Consider the following 19,767-nt stretch of genomic DNA (forward strand, 5'->3'; position numbering starts at 1 on the left):
CGGGTTTCCCCGCCGGACATTAATCAGTTGCTGAAGACATAGCCGTCATGGAACACATAGCCGCTGCTGAACAGGTCACGCGCCCAGGCTTCAAAATCGAAATAGCTGCGCAACGGCTCCGGCACCTCATTTAACAGGCCGTTGTCCTCCACCATCTCCCGCGCAAAGTCCTCCTCGCTTTCCGCCTCGCCCCGGTACGCATCATCAAACGCGTCATAATCACACTCGCCAGTATACTCCGCCCAGGCGATAAAAGCGGCTTCCCTGCCCTCTTCTTCGGCGCGTTTGTAAGCGGCGATAAAATCCCAGTCAATGGAGCATTCAGAGACGAACTGCGACGGGATACCTTCCCAGTCCTGAAACATAAACTCGGCATCCCATTCATCGGCATGCAGCGCCTGACAGGCCTCGTAAAAATCCTCCCTGCCGTCAAATTCCGTCAGATCAAACCATTTGCCGAAAATGCTGCCGCAGTTGTATTTGTGATACGTGCCCACGTAAACAGCGGGTGTGGTGGTCGTAGTGCTCATAAAAAATCCTCCCTAGTCGATGTCGTCTGAGTTCCGGCTTACGCCGTGCCGACACGACAGCCGGGCGAAAAGCGGAGGATGCAAGGGCGTCACCGAAGCCGCAGCGCAGTAAAAAAGCAGGAGCAGGCTGGACGGTTTGACGGCGAAAACTGAGCCGGAAAACGACGGGAAGACGGCGGATAATGCCTTTGAAATAAACTGCGACCGGGTGAAGGTGACGGCGTTTACGCTTCCCTTGCATCAGCCGCGGCCCGGCTACAGTAGAGGCACGGCGTTTGCCGCAGGCCGCACGGGACGTTACTCAACGCGAAGCCGGAACAACGTGGAGGAAGAGCCGTAAAAGCGGAGCCGGCGACATCCTTATCCTTCGTGCCAGATTCAGGGGGCCGCCGCCCCCTGCTGTTCGCTAAACTGGCCGGATTGCTGACAGGGCATTGCGGACAAGACTGATTTCTGCACGCGCTTCTGCCATGACCTCATGTAACAGGGTTAAATCCATCCACCGGCGCGGAGGCTCGCCCGGAATACGCAGCACATCGCACATCTGGCCACATGCCAGGATTTGATCCACTTTGTCGCTGATAACAAAGAACTCGACGCTACTGTAGCGTGCCCCTTTGTTCAGGATGGCATCGAGCACCACCGGCAAATTGTCATCATCGTCCAGCCAGCAGGGCATATCATTTTCCTTCACAACCAGACGGAAGTTTCGGGTCTGGCGATAAAACAGCGTTTCCCCGCGCGTGTTCAGTGCCGCCTTTATCCGGCGCGCATCCTCCCATACCTGCCGGGATACATCCCGCACGGCGCGGGACAGGCAATCCGTTACAGCCTGAATCTCCGGCTCCGTCAGCCATTCCCCGGCCCAGGGGAAAGCTATCTGTGTTCCGTCCTCCGGAAGCTGCGGCGCGTCGGCATAGCGGCTGCCGGATAAAATAATCTGCGCTGGCGTCCCGGATATTTTTGTCATGGCACTTTGCAGCTCTGCGGGTACGTCACCGGTACAAAGCAAAGGCAGCAGATGAACAATATTTGCCGCATCCAGACGGACATAAATGCTTATCCAGCCCGGTTTATTGACCGGATCACGCTGATCAACATCGGTATGGTCAGGCCATCCATAATCAGCAATCAAATCGCGCGCACGGCGCATAACAAGGGCGGTTAACGTGGTGATTTCCTGCATAATGGGTTCCTCTGAACGGGGTCAGTACACGCCGCCCGGGCGGCGTGTTGATTTCAGTTTTTCAGTAAGGCGCGAACTTTCGCCGCATCAGCCAGGCGGCGGGTAACGCTTTCCGGGACCGGATGATTGCTGTCACGGGCGGTCCATTCCCTGTGCCATAACGCCTGTTCGGCAGTGGTCAGCAGGGTTTCAAGCAGGTCAGCCGGCACACTCACCGCCGCTGCGGCCTGTTTCACCTGTTCAATCAGATCCATCACCGCACCGGCAGACACGCCCGACTCAAGCCGTTGTTCCTCCGGAATGGCGTCCATACGCGCCAGTACCGCCCTTGTGTCCTGCTCCGAAACGGCATATTCCATTCCGTCGGCCAGTGCTTCGATATCCGCCGGGGACCAGATAATGAGGTTCAGCGGGGTTTCTGCGGGATACTGCTCACGCAACAACCGGCAGAGGGTTTCACAGGTTCCGTACATGTTTTTCTCCTTAGTCCTTAAAGCAGGCATCCAGCTCAAGAATTTCGTTGTACGCCGCCATAAACAGGGCATTGATGCGAAAAAGGGTCTGACGGGTCAGGCGTTCGGCCAGCACATCGGAATCAAAGCGATAGCGGTGCTCCATCCCGTTCAGCGTCGCCCGCAGGTCACACATGCTGTTGGCGACTTCCGTCACTTCTGCGCGGAGTTTTTCGTGTCCTGCATAGTTCATTACGCAGCCTCCGGGAACTCGTCGTTAGCGGCCGGGTACTGCATGGCGCGCCGGACGGCGGCCAGACGTTGCTGTCCGGCCCGGTGATACTGCTCCAGCAGTTCAATACCGATGTAGCGACGGCCAGACTGGAGCGCGGCCACGCAGGTAGAGCCACTGCCCGCAAAGGGGTCGAGCACAATCGCGCCGGGATGTGTGAAGGACTCAATCAGCGGTTGCAGGCTGGTTACGGGTTTTTCGGTAGGGTGGTGCCGGTTGCCGCTGTATTTCCAGCCCAGCACGTCCGGCAGCGGGTTTTGTGGCAGACGTGGACGGCCTTTTGCAAGGATGTAGGCGCATTCGTGGCGATAGCCCACGTATGCGGCCTTCGATGTGTAGGTTTTGGTAAACACCAGGTGGCCGACAACGCTGAATCCCGCATTTTTCCAGGCAGCCATAAAGCGATCGACGCGGTTCCAGCCATAGAAGCTCACCATCAGCGTGTCTTTTTTCAGCACGCGATACATCTCATGGCAGGCGGGTTGCAGCCATTCATCGGTTTTATCGCCGGCGATGGTACGCCCCTGACGGTCACGAAAACCGACGAGATATGGCGGGTCGGTGAGAATGAAATCGACAGCATTATCCGGAAAGCCGGACATGATATGGACGCAATTACCCTGGATAAATCGGGACATGGTAGTTCTCCTTTCTCAAATGCGGCGCCAGTTACGCCGTGCCGATACGACAGCCAAGCGAAAAGCGGAGAATGCAGGGGCGGTGCCGCAAGCCGCAGCGCAGTGAAAAAGCCCACGCTGGCTGGACGGTTTGACGGCGAAAATTGAGACGGAAAACGACGGGAAGACAGCGGGTAATGCCTTTGAAATTAACTGCGACCGGGTGAGGACACCGGCAGAGCGAACCCTTGCATTCGAAGTGGCCCGGCTACAGTAGCGGCACGGCGGCCACACGATGGCAGGAACCTGAAATACAACCTATGTTCTGAACTGAAGAAAACACAGATTTCGCATGCGAAATCTTCACCGGAGAAACGATAATGTGCGGTCGGTTTACGCAGTACAACTCCCGCGAGGAGTACATGGCCTTTCTCGGAGAAGAAGCAGAACGGGATATTCCGTATGATCCGGAGCCCGTCGGCCGCTACAACGTTGCGCCCGGAACCCGGGTGTTGCTGCTGAGTGAACGCCGCTCGCAGCTGCAGCTTGATCCAGTTCACTGGGGTTATGCCCCGGAGTGGTGGAACAAGCCCGCTCTTATCAACGCCCGAAGTGAAACTGCGGCCAACAGCCGGATGTTCAGACCACTCTGGGAGCACGGACGGGCCATTGTTTTTGCCGACGGCTGGTTCGAGTGGAAACAGCAAAACGGCGTGAAACAGCCGTTTTTCATTTACCGTAAGGACGGAAATCCGCTCCTGCTCGCAGCCATCGGGAAACCACCTTTTGAGAACGGCAATGACCAAAAAGGATTCCTGATCGTCACAGCAACTGCGGATGAGGGACTGCTGGACATTCACGATCGACGACCGCTCGTGTACTCACCGGCTGCCGCACGTAAATGGCTCAGCGAAAACACAACCAGTAAAGAGGCGGAAGACATTGCCCGTGAGGGCAGTCTTTGCTCCGAAGATTTCACATGGCACCCCGTCAGCCGGGCTGTTGGCAATCCCCGGAACCAGGGCCGGGAACTGATAGAGCCACAGGCTTAGCAGACGGTGAGATACCCGGTATCCACTCACAGGGTTATGCACCGTTTCTGTGGATAACCCTGAGCCTGTTTTATCCGCCAGAACAATGACCTGGCAGGAGCAGGTAAAATTCTTCTTGCAGGACGGGAAATATCTTAAATAATACTGTATATAAAAACAGGTATTTTAAGAGGTATGCCATGTTACTTTTTGTCGCCCCCGAACAGGAGCCGGTGCCGTCCACTGCCCCGCTGTTCACCGAACGTTGCCCGGCGGGTTTTCCGTCACCGGCCGCCGATTACACGGAGGAGGAACTGGACCTGAATGCCTATTGCATCCGGCGTCCGGCTGCAACGTTCTTCGTCAGGGCTATCGGGGATTCGATGAAAGAGATGGGCCTGCATTCCGGCGACCTGATGGTGGTCGACAAAGCCGAAAAGCCGCTGCAGGGTGACATTGTCATCGCGGAGACTGATGGCGAATTCACGGTTAAACGCCTGCAGCTGACACCCCGTATCGCCCTGCTGCCGATGAACCCGGCCTATCCCACTCTCTATCCGGAAGACCTGCAGATTTTTGGGGTGGTGACAGCCTTCATACACAAAACACGGGGCATGGACTGATGTACGCGCTTGCTGACGTGAATTCGTTCTATGCCAGCTGCGAAAAGGTTTTTCGCCCTGACCTGCGAAACAAACCCGTCGTCGTTCTCTCAAATAACGATGGCTGTGTCATTGCGAGAAGTCCTGAAGCGAAGCGGCTGGGTATCAAAATGGGGGTACCGTGGTTTCAGCTGAAGTCGATGAAATTTCCGGAGCCGGTTATCGCGTTCTCCAGTAATTACGCCCTCTAGTAAGTTAAGTGGAATGCAACATTTTCTGTGTAAACTTTGAACAGGATTCCTGATTACGAAGGAGAACACAATGCTCACCACTTTATTCTGTACTCCTGCCAGTTCACAGGCAGAACGATGGTTGGGGTTATTATCCGATCTCGGCAGGTCACCGGCGACAATTCATGCCTACCGCGGCGCACTTACTCACTTCTTTCACTTCTGCTGCCAGCGGGAATTGCCCCCCGAGCAGGCAAGCTTTGAAGATATCGCTGCGTACATTCGCCCCCAGTTACCCGGCATGCCTCAGCCTGCAGCCAGTGCAACGCTTCAGCTTCGCCTTTCTGCTATACGTCTGTGGTTTGACTATCTGATTTACATGGGGGTAATTAGCCGGAACCCTTTACCGCGAGCAGGCACACCCCACATGCCTTCAGCAGGACGCGGTATGGTCCAGCGAATAACACGACTGCCACAAATTCCGGATGACGGCCAGTGGTATCATCTCTTGGGTTATATATCAGACTGTTCATTGCGCGATCGCCTGATGCTAGCGCTGGCGTATCATGGTGCGCTAAGACGCACTGAGGTGACAACAATAACCATAGAGGATATCGATCCTGCCCACAGGCTTATACGGATTCGCGCCGAAAACACTAAAGGCAAACGCGAACGGGTGGTCTGCTACGGCCCGGCGATTACGCCGGTACTGGCAGCACATCTCAGGAACCTGAGGCAAGCGGGTATTACTGGTGGAGCACTGTTCCGTTCGTTTTCTGACAGAAATTATGGCTCACCGCTTTCATACTGGAGCTGGAGTAAAACGGTTCGCTAGTGGTCAGACAGGACCAGCATGCCATTTCTGACCACGCACACCTTTCGTCACCTGCGACTGACACATCTTGCCCGGGCGGGATGGAAGCTGCATGAGATAGCAACCTATGCTGGTCATCGTGATCTACGCACCACGCAGATATATATCCATCTTTCAGGCACTGATCTTGCGGCCAGAATGGCGATGACTGTTGCGGAGACTGACCGGAAAATCGCAGCTATCATGTTTGGCCCGGAGAGAGAGAATGACAGGCAAGCGTGATAAAGGTTTCATATACGCGCATTTTTGCCGTGCAGATTATGACCTGCACGCTGGCTTTAGTCCTGAGCAGAAAGAAGCGCTAAGTACAAGCCATAAACGCTCCCGTAACTATGGCAGGTCCGGTTCCCTCTCTTCCCTGATCACCCCCCTGCTGGATATCGCCAACACCAGTGGCACCGGCTGTAGACTTACCCGCACTGTAATTATGGCGATGCTGACTGAAATGCAAAATGTAGGGCAACCTTGCTGGAACTGGCGGAAAGACCAGTGGATCTCCCTGTTTGATAAATATCGTCGCGGTAAACCACTTATGATGGCATTTGCATATCATCTCGGTTCATTCACGTCGCCGCTTCAGATCCCTCATGAAAACACTCTGTCGCTTTACGCCAGTGCCATCTACGGCAACGCGATTTTCCGGGACCAGCTGAACCGGCTCTCGGAAGCACTGATATCACTGGGCTATTCCCCTCAGCACCTGCGGCATGCCGTTTCCTCCCCCCTGGGTCTGCTGATGCTACTCAATGATAATCCCAGGCTTGAAGAGATGACCACAGAGCTTCTCTGGCAAGCTCAGCAGTACCACGATAAGCGCGTATCAAGACACGTAGGGAAAATTTCTCATGGGCTTGCCGCACTTGGCATTATTGCAAAGCCGGTACGAATGCGTAACTACACCGAATGGCATGAGAAGCCGGTCGAAAATATCAGCCCTGAATGGGTCGCATGGTGCAGACGCTGGCGTGAGACATCTGTGCTTCGTCCCAGAACCCGTGAAAACCAGTACAGCTTTATTCTTCGCTGCGGCCTCTGGCTGGCAAAGGAGCATCCCGAGGTGAAGGTCCCGACAGACTGGTCTATTGAGACATGTGCCAGTTTTATCGCTGCTGTGGGGCGAATGAAAGTGGATGAGCTGTCTCTGGGGACTGAACATGGACTGCGGAAGTCCAAACGCTCCGGAGAGCCCATGATGCCACATTCACGTGCACATTTTATCTATTCGCTGCGACGATTTATGAGCGATTTCGAACTCTGGGGCTGGGGACGCCTTAATTTCAGCCCCGCCCGTCACCTTTTCACGCCGGATACCCCACTTTTTCGCCGTGGTGTAAATCCGAGAGTGATAGATGATCCCGTCTGGCTCAAACTCATCTGGGCCAGTCTGAACCTGCGCCACGAAGACCTGCTCAGTGAAATTCACTATCCCCTTTCCATGCTTCAGGCAATGGCTGTTATCTGGACCCATGCAGGTTTACGACAGAATGAACTCCTGCGCCTGACTACGGAATGCGTCACGCCTCAGTCAGAAGACATTATCAGGGAGGATGGTAGTGTCGTTCCTGCCGGAACACTATGTTATCTAAACGTCCCGGCAGGAAAGACATCGAAAGCATTTGTTAAACCCGTCTCTGTCATTGTAAAAAAATATGTAGACATATGGTTGAACATCCGCCCCGTGGATCAGGCAAAACTGAATGATGATCGCACCGGAGAAAAAGTCCGTTATCTCTTCCAGTATCGCGGCAAGCCGGCAGGCAGCGATGTGATTAACCGGACGGTCATCCCAGTCCTCTGCGCCAGAGCGGGGCTGCCGGTTGAAGACAGCGGAGGCGCCATAACCAGCCACCGTGGACGGGTTTCAGCCCTGACTGCGCTTGCCAGCGTACCACAGGGCATGTCGCTGTATGAACTGATGCAGTGGTCAGGTCATTCATCACCACAGTCAACCCTGCATTACATTCGCATCCGCCCTACACAGCTGGCAGCGTCATTTGTGAAGGCCGATCGGATAGCCCATATGATAAGCGTACTGGTCGATCACGATCCGGAAGCGGTCTCGCCCACTGATCCGGCGACCTATTATGACCTTGGTGAGTCCTTCTGCATGAATCCATTCTGGAGCAGTTGCCCGCACAGAATGGCCTGCATTGGTTGCGATTTTAATCTGCTGAAAGACAGTGCGCGCGGACTGATGCTGGAGAGTAAAACATCTATCAGGCGTTATCTCGAAGAGGTCCCGCTCACGCCTGATGAGAAAGCCATTGTAGAGCAGGATATTAAAAAAGTAGAACAGGCTCTTGCAAAATTAACCGGTAAATCCGGAGGATAAAATGAACCAATATGAGCAAAAAACGAAGATTGCGCACATCAGAGCATATTAACCAATAGGTTGCAGATCAAATCGCCTGTAACAGCCTTTCTGGCTGTTTGTATATAATTATGAAAAAATGGTGAGTAGAGTTTCAGGGTAACAGGGGATGCTTATGTCGGTTTTCCACAACTGGCTACTTGAGATCGCATGTGAGAATTACTTCGTCTACATCAAACGCCTTTCCGCCAACGATACCGGCGCAACAGGTGGTCACCAGGTAGGGCTTTATATCCCTTCAGGTATCGTTGAAAAACTGTTTCCGTCTATCAACCATACCCGTGAACTGAACCCTTCGGTTTTTCTCACCGCACATGTGTCATCGCATGATTGCCCAGACAGCGAAGCCCGGGCAATTTATTATAACAGCCGTCATTTTGGTAAAACCCGGAATGAAAAAAGGATTACCCGCTGGGGTAGAGGCAGCCCACTTCAGGATCCTGAAAATACAGGGGCTCTGACGCTCCTGGCTTTCAAGCTTGATGAGCAAGGGGGGGACTGTAAGGAAGTAAATATTTGGGTATGCGCCAGCACTGATGAAGAGGACGTCATTGAGACCGCTATTGGTGAAGTTATACCCGGAGCGCTTATATCCGGCCCCGCAGGACAGATTCTTGGCGGACTATCTCTACAGCAAGCGCCAGTAAATCATAAATATATTCTACCTGAAGACTGGCACCTGCGCTTTCCGTCGGGAAGTGAAATTATTCAGTATGCAGCCAGCCATTATGTGAAAAATTCCCTTGATCCGGATGAGCAACTTCTTGACCGCCGGCGCGTGGAGTACGACATATTTCTGTTGGTTGAGGAACTGCATGTTCTGGATATCATCCGAAAAGGATTTGGCTCTGTGGATGAATTTATTGCGCTGGCCAATTCTGTCAGCAATCGCCGTAAATCCAGAGCCGGGAAGTCGCTGGAACTGCACCTGGAGCATCTATTCATTGAGCACGGCCTGCGACACTTTGCGACGCAGGCCGTCACAGAAGGTAATAAAAAGCCCGATTTCCTTTTCCCTTCCGCAGGGGCTTACCACGATACTGAGTTTCCCGTAGAAAATCTGCGCATGCTGGCAGTCAAGACTACCTGTAAGGATCGCTGGCGTCAGATACTGAATGAGGCCGATAAAATTCATCAGGTGCATCTGTTTACACTCCAGGAGGGAGTTTCTCTGGCTCAATATCGGGAGATGCGGGAGTCGGGTGTCAGACTGGTCGTGCCATCATCTCTGCACAAAAAATACCCGGAGGCGGTGAGAGCTGAGCTAATGACGCTAGGCGCGTTTATTGCTGAGCTGACAGGGCTTTACGCAGATATTCCATAGATAATCTCCCGGCATAAATACCGGGAGGAGCGTTCAGATTCGTTCAACCTTGCACGAATCGGCATAAACCGCTTTCAGGATATAAGGTTCAAGCAGTTTGGCTACGGCTTCAAACACGGGCACCACTACGGAGTTACCGAACTGCCTGTACGACTGAGTGTCTGACACAGGAATGCGAAAAGGCCTGCCATCTACTTTTTCAAAACCCATAAGGCGCGCGCACTCTCGTGGAGTCAGCCTGCGGGGCCGATGCGCCTGATTTTCTTCGTTCGCGAAGTCTGTTTCACCTGTGACCATATCCCAGCCACGGTCTATCAGAATTTCAGACCCGTCTTTGTGATAGCGAGCAGAAAGCGTACGGGCAATGCTTTCTTTATTTTCAGGATTAACGAGGCCAAAACCGAATCCGTTACCCTTAGCTGCGTGCTTTTTGGCGTAGTTATAGAGATACTCCCAGAGTTTCGGCGTCAGTATATATTTGCTGTCAACCACGGGTTCCAGCAGTTCGCCAAATGACGGACGCTGTTCCGGATAAAAACGACTAATATCGCGCAGGGTAAAACCCTGGTGAATATTCAGATCACGACGGAAACCGACCAAAACGATACGTTCTCGGTGCTGAGGTAAAAAGTGCTTTCCGTCGATAACTTTAGGATCGTTTTTGCCCATCTCAGCTGCATCCGCAACTTCATAGCCCAGTTCGTCGAGGGTATCCATGATGACTTTAAAGGTTTTACCCTTGTCATGGCTCTTCAGGTTTTTAACGTTTTCAAGAACAAAGATGGCAGGTTTTTTTGCGCGGATAATACGCGCCACATCGAAGAAGAGCGTTCCCTGAGCCTCACATTCGAAACCATGCGCGCGCCCGAGCGAGTTTTTCTTGCTTACACCCGCAAGGCTGAACGGTTGACAGGGGAAACCTGCCAGAAGTACATCATGATCCGGCACATGCTCATTAATGTAAGCATAGGCATCGTTTTCAGGTACTTCAGGTTTATCACTGAGCGTGACTTCCCGAATATCGAGATTGAAAGTGTGTTCCTGAGCATCGTTAAACCAGTTAGCTTTATATGTGCGCACAGCCTCTTTATTCCATTCACTGGTAAAAACGCACTGGCCACCGATGGTTTCGAAGCCCTTCCGTATACCTCCAATGCCAGCAAACAGGTCAATAAACCGGAAGGCATAGTCAGGGTGATGAGCAGGCGCTTCCGGAAGCATTTTTCGTAGAAGTTCCTCTTCGGCTAACGTCAGCGACTTAGGTGAGCACTTACCATTAATCCAGCGATTAAGAGTCTCGCGACTCCACTCATTTTTACCAACTTTTCTAAGCAGTTCAGCCACGTACTTCTGGTCATAGATTTCCAGCACCTGCCCGAGCAGCTTTTTATCATTTTCCTGTCGCAGTTGTTCTTCCGCCTCTGCTTTCTCAAGCAGATCCTGCGCCAGTAATTCAAATTCAGACATATTGCCTCCATTGGGTCTTATGGGTGAAACTGTATCACTCATTTGACCCAGAGGAAATGTTTTTATCTGGATATTTAAACAGGGTTATTGTTAACGAAAATCAGCTTTTTGTCATTACAGGGCCAGAAAGATACTATCTGGCGGCATAAAAAGCGCCATGTCTCGCATGTCCCAACTTTAGAGGCTTCTGTTTCTCGCCAAAAAGGCGTGCTTATCAGCAGGCTCAATTGAATTGGAGATCCAAGTAGGTGAGTATTACTACTCACCTTCACTGCTAAGAAGAGTTACATCTAGACCATACGCTCAGGCCGTTTCCAGTTCAGCATCATCGTTCGACGCCCCGATATTAAGGAGCAGCCTGTCACATTCAACAATAACGTATTCCGGGATAAGATCGAATCGTGTGGGGTCTAGTTGGCAGATAAACTCGTTTTCAATATGATAGGTTTCATTCACAAACTTGCGAATGACACGGTTATCGGCCTCAGGTTCCAGTAGTCGGAACACCTGAAGTTTTTCATAGCCATTCGTGCAGCTTCGATATAACGACAGAATTTTGTCAGGATCATTCAGCAAGCTCAGCATATGGGGGTAATCAAAACCAAAAATATTTTTAGTGATTAAACTGCATCCATTAAGGAAGCTCTCCGGGTCCATCATCGGGTACCCTGTTCCTTCAATCAGAGGTAGGCGTGTGTCGATTGGTTCCTCTCGGCGGTGAAATAAGTTAGAAAGTACCTGATAAACATCACCTCGATTGTCCATGATTTCATAATGCCTGCGAAGATAAATGAGCTTGATCAGGTCATCACAGTCGGATTCGAGAACCACTTTGCAGATTTGGGCAAACGTCAGAATATCGCTTTCGCGGATAGGTAATTCAGTTATCGTGCCAGTGCTATAACGTAAATAGGATGCAGTAACCTGGTTACTAAACAACTTCTTCACCGACTTCAGAGTATCGATGATTGGCTCAACGTCATGTGTAAGCATCAGTACCGTCTGGTTTTTCAAACACTCAGATGAGTCACGGCGGAACAACATTTCCAGGATGGCAAATTTTTTGTTTTTATCAAACGAAGAGATAGGATCATCGAGAATAATCAGGTTGGGCTTACGAGCCAGGCATTCGTACATAAAAAGAACGATCGAAAAGGCATTACGCTCGCCGTAGCTCAAATGTTGGCTACCTCCACTGAGATAGTCGGTATAGTCGACATGGCGAAGCTTAAGACGGCACTGTTCTCCATCGCCAGATATATCTACCTGATAGCGGTAACCCGCATATGCCAGAAAAGTGTTGATATCCTTCTTGTGTTTCTGAATGAGCCGCTGCATGCCAGCGCGCTGCTTGTTGATTTGCCCCTGCAGCAAACCAGCCTGGGAAATGAGGCTATCTAACGAGGCGTTCAGTCTCCCAATTGTTGCAAGAGTTTTATCAGATTGCAGCTCGGAAAAATACTTCACATCCAAACGAAAAGAGGCTAAAGAGGCACGAATATTTCCGGCGTCGTTAAAAGTAAAACTGTTCAGGGTTTTTAATGTTAAGAGCATGGCCAGAAGATTTTCTGTCTGCTGCTTTACGGTAACAAGGTAGTCTTCATGCTTCTTCTCCAATCCTCCCTGTAACGTCGTTATTTCCCTCAGACGGGAGCGTGCGGCTTCGGAAAAATACTCGCCTAATTTATCAAGTACTGTGATGATACCAACCAGATTTTTGATCACTGCTTTGTCATATTCAGCGCTTACTTTGCTAATTTGTTCTGCTTTTTCGTGAGAATCACCTGTGCAGAAAGGACAGCATCCCTCAGAGAGTGAGCAGAAATTTTCATACCCTTTGGTCTGCCACTCGATCCACTCTACATTACGATGACTCTGAATAAATGGCTGATAAGGCTCTAGCCCGGAGGGAATATGCTGAAGCTTGTTACCCCCTGCCAACCCCTTCATCCCCGTAGAGGCTTTAGATAAGCCCTTGCTTGTCAGCTTGAACGCACCACTAAGCTCCTGAAGATGTGTAATAAATAGCTCAAGCTCATCATTACCACTGAATTCCTGCCGGATTGCCATTACCATCGAGTCGATCTCTCGCTCCGTTTGGTTGTAGGCTTCTGTTTTGATAAAGATGTCAAAGCTGTTACTAATCAGTTCATCAGGCTGAAATGTGAACTGAGACACGTACTTTTCATCAAAGCACATTACATCCTGAATTTGCTCTGTACCCGTTACACTGGGCTGAAAATCGTCGGGATTCACTGCTCGAAACTTAAAAGGTAGCAGACTGTTAAGACCAGCGGCATCACGAGAAACACTGTGCAAAATGGCACGTGATATGGTGCTTTTACCCGTGCCATTTGGAGCGAACTTAATGTTAAGTTTATTTTCAGAGAGTGTAATGCAAGCGTTATCTATGTTATTGCAGTATTTGATTTCAACATCCATTGAAAAATCCTTCTAACATGCTGAGCTGGAGAAGACTGCATCTTTTTATTAAACCCATAACGGTGGTCTTTTCATTTTACCATCGCATCAGGGAAGCCAAACAGATAGCTGACTACCTGCCTTGGAGGATTAATATACGAAATTATTAGTTGTGAATCTTGATATGTGGTAACAATTTCGGACGTATGCTTTTAGTTCATAGTAATCTTTTAAAGCATGCATTATTTATATTGATTTTCTATTCCACATAAATGCCTCGATGTCGGCGCGCGTGATGAACTGCCTGGAGGAGCTGGCCCCCAGGGTGGAACAGTATTCGATCGACGAGATGTTCCTTGACTTGACCGGTGTGGAGCACTGCATGGACCTGGAGGATTTCGGCCGGCAGCTGCGCCAGCACGTGTATGACTGTACCCGTCTGACCATCGACGTGGGTGCCGGACCGACGAAAACCCTCGCTAAATCAGCCCAGTGGGCCTCTAAAGAGTGGAAACAGTTTCGTGGTGTGCTCGCCCTGACCCGGGGGAATCCACAGCGAACGCGGAAACTGCTTTCACTGCAGCCGGTCGAAGAGATCTGGGGCGTGGGAAACCGTATTGCACGCAAGCTCAATGTCCTTGGCATCAGGACCGCGCTCGATCTGGCCCAGGCGAACCCGGCCTTCATCCGGAAAATTTCTCCGTCGTTCTCGAGCGAACAGTATGCGAACTGAACGGGGAAAGCTGCATGTCGCTTGAGGAAGCCCCGCCAGTGAAACAGCAGATTGTCTGCAGCCGCAGTTTTGGAGAGAAAATCACGGAGTACGATTCGCTGCGGCAGGCTGTCTGTCAGTACGCAGAGCGGGCCTCAGAAAAGCTGCGTAAAGAGCGCCAGTATTGTCGGCATATTTCCGTATTCATCAAAACGTCTCCGTTCGCCGTTAAAGAGCCTTACTACGGCAACGTGGCCACTGAGAAACTGCTTACCCCCACTCAGGACACCCGGGACATCATTGCGGCCGCCACAACGGCTCTGGAGCGCATCTGGAAGGACGGGCACCGGTATGCCAAAGCCGGTGTGATGCTGAATGACTTCACCGGCTCCGGCGTTTCGCAGCTGCAGCTGTTTGACGAACGTTCGCCACGTCCTCACCGCGCTGAGCTAATGAAGGTTCTCGATGATATTAATCATTCCGGTCTGGGACAGGTCTGGTTTACCAGCCGAGGGATTGCGCCTTCCTGGCAGATGAAACGCGATATGCTCTCCCCTGCTTACACCACCCGTTGGAAAGATATCCCCATTGCTAGGTTCAGTTAAATTCCCCTTTCAGAGAGAATCAGTAGTGCTCGCCGCAGCCGAACGACAGGGCGAAGCCCGCGAGTGAGCGAGGAAGCACCAGGGAACAAAACGAACATAATCTTCTTACGCACCGAATACAGGAATCACTGTAACAATCTTAAAATCGGTATTGTGATAAAAACAGCTGAACAGAGTGGAACCATAGTTCCAGTGAATCCGGCGTGTGGAATCGATATTCCCGGTTGGGGTTGACGGGTGAGTTCTGCCACGCAAGTAGAAGGTGGGACCGTGGTCCCAGTTATTCTGGTGTGTGGAATCCGTATTCCGGGCGGGATTAACGGGTGAGTTCTGACACGTAAGTAGGAGGTGGGACCGTGGTCCCATTAATCTGGTGTGTGGAATCCGTATTCCGGGCGGGATTAGCGGGTGAGTTTTGCCACGCAAGTAGGAGGTGGGACCGTGGTCCCAGTTAATCTGGTGTGTGGAATCAGTATTCCGGGATGGGTTACCGTCTGAGTTCTGATATGCAGGCTGAGGGGTGAACCGTGGAACTAGTTAAGAAAAAGTAGCAGAAACTAGATCTTAGATTATGGTAACAATCAGGTTGAGATAAGAAAACAGACCTTTTTAACACCACTGGTGTTATAGTGCAGAGAATAGCTGCTTCGGATGTATATATTCCGAAGCAGCATGTAACGCATTAAGGATATTTGAAATTAATGATAACGCTCGCTTGTAACATTAAACAGGCTAAACTTTTTGTAAGTCACGCAGTATGCTTTCTATCTTCTCGATACATTCGGCAGGTAAACGAGATTTATCGAGATTAAAAATCACCTTATCGCCTTTGTATAGGGCTGTCGCACCAGGTACAAATTGATGACGGGTATTAAGGTTAACTTTTTTACCTGATGGCTCTTTCAGAACATCTGTCAGTAAACCAATAACTTCCTCGGATTCAAAGATAACTCCCGCTTTCTTTTGCTCATGAAGCTGTTGTGTCCGTTGCAACAATAAAGCTTCTTTTCCCGAAAATGCTTTATACAGCGCCTCCCCAGAGCGGGCGGAAAGTTCACCAGGGTGAGTAAACAGGGCAACCACTGATTTTGGCAAATGGGCCGTGTTGATGCAACGCGTGATGATTTTACGGGAAATATTCTCAGCTTCAGCCAGAGCAGAGATATTGCCGTTAAAATCATTTTCCAACCGCTTTGCATAGCGGTTGCCCCGTTCATAAGCACTGACAGGGCGGTAATCATTACCCAGCCGTGATAAAGCCATCATCTGTTCGTCATCGAGATCCCCGACGAGAACACGATAATCCGATGATGTCAGAATGGCGGCTTTACGACGGCGACTACCATCTGCAATCTCAATGACACCTTCTACCCGTCGTCCGAACGCAGGCGTCTGCTGACCACTCAGGATGAAAGAGGGGATTAGATCATCAAGCGCGTCTTCGGTCAGTAGTTCCTGGTCTCGTTCATTACCTGACCAGACTCTCGATGCCGTTTCAACACTCTCGCCCGGGATGGCTTCCAGAATAAATTTCACTTCCCGGCCGCAAACTGGAAGCAGTATGGCATTTCCACGAGCCATGGCTCCTACACGTGCGATTAATGAATCAACCATCGGTGCAGCGGGTGCCGCTGACGGCTCAGTTTCGGGGCGAATATCTTTTATGGTATGTTTTGGAATAACTGGAGCACGTTTCATTATCTGATCTCCCAGCGAGGTTTAATCAGGCGATCAAAAATTTCATTACAAACAGGCTCCCAGATAGCCAGCGCATTTCGCCAGGCTCCTGTAGACGAGCGTTGATCGATAGCCTGCTCAAACACTGTTCTCATACGGATCTGACCTTTACCGACCTCGTCGGTCTCGCGTACAACGTTTTTCAGTACCATGCTTCCCCAGGCATCGCGGATCTGTTCTTCCATCCAGGGTGACTGCGAGCCATTGTTATTGCTGTACTTGGTCAGAAGAATTCTGACGTCAGGCTCAAAACCCTGCAGATCCACGTTTTTTAACAGATCGCGCAGCATGTCAAAAAACTGAAGGGCAGAGGTGTAATCGAATAACTCAGCTGGCGTTGGCACAATGAGTACATCCGCAGCACAAACAACATTGATGGTACCAATACCGAGGTTCGGTGCACTGTCGATAACAATGACATCATAATCATGAGCCACCGTTTCGATGGCCAGGCGAAGCATCATGTGGGGTTCTGTCGGGAGTTTTCCGTCGTCAAACCTTCCCATGAGCTCTGTTTCAATGCGGTGCAGAGCCAAGCATGACGGAATGATGTCGAGACCCGGCCAGCAGGTGGATTTGACGGCATAGGCTGCATCATCGCGCTCACCGAGATAAAAAGGCAACAGTGTGTCTTCGGCATGGATATGCAAATCAGGAACCCAACCGTGGTACATGGAGGCTGTGCCCTGAGGATCATTCCCTTCGACAAGTAGTACCCTCAGCCCTTTCAGCGCCAGATCCTGTGCCAGGTGGACAGATACCGATGTCTTATAAACCCCCCCTTTATGTGCTGCCACCGCAATAACGGGCGGAACGCTGTCATCAGGACGGCGCAAACGGGTGCCAAATACATCCCGCATATGATTGATTTGTTCAATGGTGTAGCCCACCCGCTGCTCCACCCGTCCACGCATTTCCATATCAGGATGTGGAAGGCGTCCTGCTTTTTCGGCATCACGGATTGCCTGAGAAGAAACACCAATCAGATCGGCGGCCTCACCCACACGCCAGCGACGGGTAATTTTCCTAGCTTCCGGACTATCATCGTTAAACTGTGCAATCGCGATAGCTTTCGTCATTTCATGACCAGCATTAATGCACTGGTCAAGCGTTTCCATCAGTCCCATTCTCTGTTCCTTGTTATCATCTTTGCATTAATCTATTAAATCTTGATAAAAATCGCAAAGCAACATTAAAATTGCAAACCACCTTAAAAATTGCAAAGCCGATCAAAATGTAGCCGTTTTCAGTTCAGCATCCAACTGAAAGTCTGCTGCATGCTTCAGTCAATATCATCCGCTCGCCGCAGAAAGCGTGCGCACGCAGGCGCATGCGTCGAGGAAGAGGAATTACTGCGTACTAACAAGGTGTGGCAGACGCTCTGAAGCTAACGAAGATCCAGCGGATGGTTTTGAATGGTGAGGAATTGACTACTGAATCGCCATGGGTTTAACAGACACCTCAGAGTCATTTAAGATGGCTTAAAGAGAGGTGCCCATGAGCGGTAAGCGTTATCCCGAAGAGTTTAAAACTGAAGCAGTCAAACAGGTTGTTGATCGCGGTTATTCTGTTGCCAGCGTTGCAACACGTCTCGATATCACCACCCACAGCCTTTACGCCTGGATAAAGAAGTACGGTCCGGATTCTTCCACTAATAAAGAACAGTCAGATGCTCAGGCCGAGATCCGCCGTCTCCAGAAAGAGCTGAAACGGGTTACCGACGAACGGGACATATTAAAAAACTGTCCATGGGTGAAACCCCGTCCTGAGTCTCAGAAACTCCCCGGAAAAGTTGGCAGGCTAATTTAGCGAAGGAAGCAGCCGTCGGCCTTTTGGTGGTATGACCCCGTAAAAAAACATGGTTCAGGGACTGTGGCGGATCCGGCAGTGGTGACTTTGATCCCGTTCAGGAAGGTGATTTCTCCGTCGTCCCCTCCTTCGTTCATCGAAAAATGAGCAAGGAGATTTCCATGAAAAAATCCTCCCGAATGTCTGTTATCCATCCTCATGCTGCGGGCGTTGATATTGGCGCTGAATTCCACGTAGTCGCCGTTCCACCGGATGCTGACGCCGAGCCGGTCAGAACTTTTCAAAGTTTCACTGGCGACCTTCATCGGATGTCCGACTGGCTCAAAACCTGTCACATTACGACCATTGCCATGGAGTCCACTGGCGTTTACTGGTTGCCTGCTTTTGAGATCCTTGAGGCTGCGGGTTTCAATGTGATCCTTGTTAATGCCAGAGACGCAAAAAATGTTCCCGGTCGCAAGACTGATGTCAATGACGCACAGTGGCTGCAGAAGCTGCATTCATTTGGCCTTCTTCGGGCCAGTTTCAGACCTGAACACGACATTTCCGTACTCAGGTCTTATTTGAGACAACGGGAACGCCTGACTGAATACCGGGCTGCTCATATCCAACATATGCAGAAGGCGTTGATGCAGATGAATGTTCAATTGCATCATGCCGTATCGGATATTACTGGCGTTACCGGTCTTTCAATCGTCAGAGCTATTGTCAGTGGTGAGCGCGATCCTTCAGTATTGATCCAGTATCGTGATGTCAGATGTAAAAAGACGCCAGAGGTTCTTCAACAGGCACTGACAGGGAACTGGCAGCCTGAACATCTTTTTGCACTTGAACAGTCGGTGGCATTTTTCGATTTTTACCAGGAAAAAATCCGTGAGTGTGATGATCAAATCGAAACTTCATTATTGCAGCTCAGCACCGGAACTGAAGAGCCTGAAGGAGTATTGCCCTCCGCCAGACATCGTACAAAACAGCCCAATCAGCTTTCCTTTGATGTCAGGCCATTACTCTGGAAAATTACCGGAGCAGACCTGACACAGATACATGGGTTCGGACCTTATCTGGCACTAAAATTCGTTGCCGAATGCGGTACTGACATGAATCGCTGGCCGGATGCGAGCCATTTTACCTCGTGGCTGTGTTTGTCCCCGGGGAATAAGATCTCCGGTGGAAAAGTACTGTCCTCGAAAACACGGCGTTCATCCAGTCGAATTGCTGCTGCACTAAGACTGGCAGCCACAACAATTGGCCGGAGCGATACAGCGCTGGGTGCTTTTTATCGTCGATTATCATCCCGTATCGGGAAAGCAAAAGCAGTCACTGCAACGGCAAGAAAACTGGCAATACTGTTCTACAATGCCCTTAAATACGGTCAGAAATATGTCGATCCTGGCGCGGATTATTATGAAGAGCGCTACCGTAATCGCGTACTCGACGGGCTTAAACGAAGGGCAAAATCACTGGGTTACTCTCTCCAGCAAGATCCCGAGTTATGCGTGTGAACCGG

14 protein-coding genes and 4 pseudogenes are annotated in these 19,767 nt (G+C 50.9%); 9 read left to right on the plus strand and 9 right to left on the minus strand.

Annotation, left to right across the window (positions count from 1 at the left end; translation table 11 throughout):
* Positions 1-23: 23 nt before the first annotated feature.
* The 5 genes from C2U43_RS26255 to C2U43_RS26280 all read right to left on the minus strand — a co-directional run bounded on the left by C2U43_RS26255 (position 24) and on the right by C2U43_RS26280 (position 3,098).
* Positions 24-530 (minus strand): antirestriction protein ArdA, encoded by a 507-nt coding sequence (locus C2U43_RS26255; RefSeq protein WP_015062672.1) that lies wholly within the window; start codon positions 528-530, stop codon positions 24-26.
* Positions 531-936: 406 nt separating this feature from the next.
* Entirely contained in the window at positions 937-1,716 is a 780-nt protein-coding gene (locus tag C2U43_RS26265; RefSeq protein WP_022652247.1) for a hypothetical protein, read from the minus strand.
* Between the two features lie 53 nt (positions 1,717-1,769).
* Complete coding sequence (locus C2U43_RS26270; protein WP_022652246.1) at positions 1,770-2,189, minus strand: DUF1380 family protein; 420 nt, start codon at positions 2,187-2,189, stop codon at positions 1,770-1,772.
* Positions 2,190-2,199: 10 nt separating this feature from the next.
* Positions 2,200-2,421: a hypothetical protein gene (locus tag C2U43_RS26275; protein WP_022652245.1), complete on the minus strand. Its 222-nt coding sequence runs from the start codon at positions 2,419-2,421 to the stop codon at positions 2,200-2,202.
* Complete coding sequence (locus tag C2U43_RS26280; RefSeq protein WP_022652244.1) at positions 2,421-3,098, minus strand: DNA methylase; 678 nt, start codon at positions 3,096-3,098, stop codon at positions 2,421-2,423. Before C2U43_RS26280 ends, C2U43_RS26275 begins: the two co-directional genes overlap by 1 nt.
* Positions 3,099-3,457: 359 nt before the next feature.
* Between C2U43_RS26280 and C2U43_RS26285 the strand changes: the two genes are divergently transcribed.
* The 6 genes and pseudogenes from C2U43_RS26285 to C2U43_RS26310 all read left to right on the plus strand — a co-directional run bounded on the left by C2U43_RS26285 (position 3,458) and on the right by C2U43_RS26310 (position 9,509).
* Positions 3,458-4,129, plus strand: a complete 672-nt coding sequence (locus C2U43_RS26285) for an SOS response-associated peptidase family protein (RefSeq protein ID WP_022652243.1) — start codon at positions 3,458-3,460, stop codon at positions 4,127-4,129.
* Between the two features lie 179 nt (positions 4,130-4,308).
* On the plus strand, positions 4,309-4,731 hold the full coding sequence (umuD, locus tag C2U43_RS26290) for a translesion error-prone DNA polymerase V autoproteolytic subunit (protein WP_022652242.1): 423 nt from the start codon (positions 4,309-4,311) through the stop codon (positions 4,729-4,731).
* Positions 4,731-4,958: pseudogene (locus tag C2U43_RS26295) on the plus strand (Y-family DNA polymerase); the annotation flags it as partial. The gene umuD and the pseudogene C2U43_RS26295, both read left to right, overlap by 1 nt.
* A gap of 73 nt (positions 4,959-5,031) precedes the next feature.
* Positions 5,032-6,036: pseudogene (locus C2U43_RS26300) on the plus strand (tyrosine-type recombinase/integrase).
* Positions 6,020-8,146: a tyrosine-type recombinase/integrase gene (locus tag C2U43_RS26305; RefSeq protein WP_022652239.1), complete on the plus strand. Its 2,127-nt coding sequence runs from the start codon at positions 6,020-6,022 to the stop codon at positions 8,144-8,146. Before C2U43_RS26300 ends, C2U43_RS26305 begins: the two are co-directional and overlap by 17 nt.
* A gap of 154 nt (positions 8,147-8,300) precedes the next feature.
* The gene (locus C2U43_RS26310; protein WP_032430834.1) at positions 8,301-9,509 is read left to right on the plus strand and encodes a type II site-specific deoxyribonuclease; all 1,209 of its coding nucleotides are present in this window, start codon (positions 8,301-8,303) and stop codon (positions 9,507-9,509) included.
* 33 nt (positions 9,510-9,542) lie between these two features.
* On the opposite strand, the gene C2U43_RS26315 is transcribed toward C2U43_RS26310, so the two are convergent.
* Together C2U43_RS26315 and C2U43_RS26320 are read right to left on the minus strand one after the other, a co-directional pair.
* Positions 9,543-10,976 (minus strand): DNA cytosine methyltransferase, encoded by a 1,434-nt coding sequence (locus tag C2U43_RS26315; protein WP_022652237.1) that lies wholly within the window; start codon positions 10,974-10,976, stop codon positions 9,543-9,545.
* Between the two features lie 303 nt (positions 10,977-11,279).
* Positions 11,280-13,418, minus strand: a complete 2,139-nt coding sequence (locus C2U43_RS26320; protein WP_022652236.1) for a hypothetical protein — start codon at positions 13,416-13,418, stop codon at positions 11,280-11,282.
* Between the two features lie 241 nt (positions 13,419-13,659).
* Between C2U43_RS26320 and umuC the strand changes: the two are divergent.
* A pseudogene (gene umuC, locus C2U43_RS29645) lies at positions 13,660-14,714 on the plus strand (translesion error-prone DNA polymerase V subunit UmuC); the annotation flags it as partial.
* 732 nt (positions 14,715-15,446) lie between these two features.
* Here umuC and C2U43_RS26335 read toward each other — a convergent pair.
* Both C2U43_RS26335 and sopA read right to left on the minus strand, forming a co-directional pair.
* Positions 15,447-16,412, minus strand: coding sequence for a ParB/RepB/Spo0J family plasmid partition protein (locus C2U43_RS26335; RefSeq protein ID WP_022652318.1), 966 nt, complete (start codon positions 16,410-16,412; stop codon positions 15,447-15,449).
* Positions 16,412-17,578, minus strand: a complete 1,167-nt coding sequence (gene sopA, locus C2U43_RS26340) for a plasmid-partitioning protein SopA (protein ID WP_022652317.1) — start codon at positions 17,576-17,578, stop codon at positions 16,412-16,414. The genes C2U43_RS26335 and sopA overlap by 1 nt, the downstream gene beginning before the upstream one ends.
* A gap of 370 nt (positions 17,579-17,948) precedes the next feature.
* Between sopA and C2U43_RS26345 the strand changes: the two are divergent.
* Positions 17,949-18,191: pseudogene (locus C2U43_RS26345) on the plus strand (transposase); the annotation flags it as partial.
* A gap of 230 nt (positions 18,192-18,421) precedes the next feature.
* Entirely contained in the window at positions 18,422-19,762 is a 1,341-nt protein-coding gene (locus C2U43_RS26350; RefSeq protein WP_008786676.1) for an IS110 family transposase, read from the plus strand.
* Positions 19,763-19,767 lie beyond the last annotated feature (5 nt).

It is taken from the genome of Citrobacter freundii complex sp. CFNIH9, assembly GCF_002903305.1.
Taxonomy (GTDB): domain Bacteria; phylum Pseudomonadota; class Gammaproteobacteria; order Enterobacterales; family Enterobacteriaceae; genus Citrobacter; species Citrobacter portucalensis.

Excerpts from the sequence above, each read along its gene's own strand:
- C2U43_RS26350 (WP_008786676.1), top strand. The coding sequence starts at position 18,422 with ATGAAAAAATCCTCCCGAATGTCTGTTATCCATCCTCATGCTGCGGGC.
- sopA (WP_022652317.1), bottom strand. The coding sequence starts at position 17,578 with ATGGGACTGATGGAAACGCTTGACCAGTGCATTAATGCTGGTCATGAA.
- C2U43_RS26320 (WP_022652236.1), bottom strand. The coding sequence starts at position 13,418 with ATGGATGTTGAAATCAAATACTGCAATAACATAGATAACGCTTGCATT.
- C2U43_RS26280 (WP_022652244.1), bottom strand. The coding sequence starts at position 3,098 with ATGTCCCGATTTATCCAGGGTAATTGCGTCCATATCATGTCCGGCTTT.
- C2U43_RS26310 (WP_032430834.1), top strand. The coding sequence starts at position 8,301 with ATGTCGGTTTTCCACAACTGGCTACTTGAGATCGCATGTGAGAATTAC.
- C2U43_RS26315 (WP_022652237.1), bottom strand. The coding sequence starts at position 10,976 with ATGTCTGAATTTGAATTACTGGCGCAGGATCTGCTTGAGAAAGCAGAG.
- C2U43_RS26305 (WP_022652239.1), top strand. The coding sequence starts at position 6,020 with ATGACAGGCAAGCGTGATAAAGGTTTCATATACGCGCATTTTTGCCGT.
- C2U43_RS26270 (WP_022652246.1), bottom strand. The coding sequence starts at position 2,189 with ATGTACGGAACCTGTGAAACCCTCTGCCGGTTGTTGCGTGAGCAGTAT.
- umuD (WP_022652242.1), top strand. The coding sequence starts at position 4,309 with ATGTTACTTTTTGTCGCCCCCGAACAGGAGCCGGTGCCGTCCACTGCC.
- C2U43_RS26285 (WP_022652243.1), top strand. The coding sequence starts at position 3,458 with ATGTGCGGTCGGTTTACGCAGTACAACTCCCGCGAGGAGTACATGGCC.
- C2U43_RS26275 (WP_022652245.1), bottom strand. The coding sequence starts at position 2,421 with ATGAACTATGCAGGACACGAAAAACTCCGCGCAGAAGTGACGGAAGTC.
- C2U43_RS26255 (WP_015062672.1), bottom strand. The coding sequence starts at position 530 with ATGAGCACTACGACCACCACACCCGCTGTTTACGTGGGCACGTATCAC.
- C2U43_RS26335 (WP_022652318.1), bottom strand. The coding sequence starts at position 16,412 with ATGAAACGTGCTCCAGTTATTCCAAAACATACCATAAAAGATATTCGC.
- C2U43_RS26265 (WP_022652247.1), bottom strand. The coding sequence starts at position 1,716 with ATGCAGGAAATCACCACGTTAACCGCCCTTGTTATGCGCCGTGCGCGC.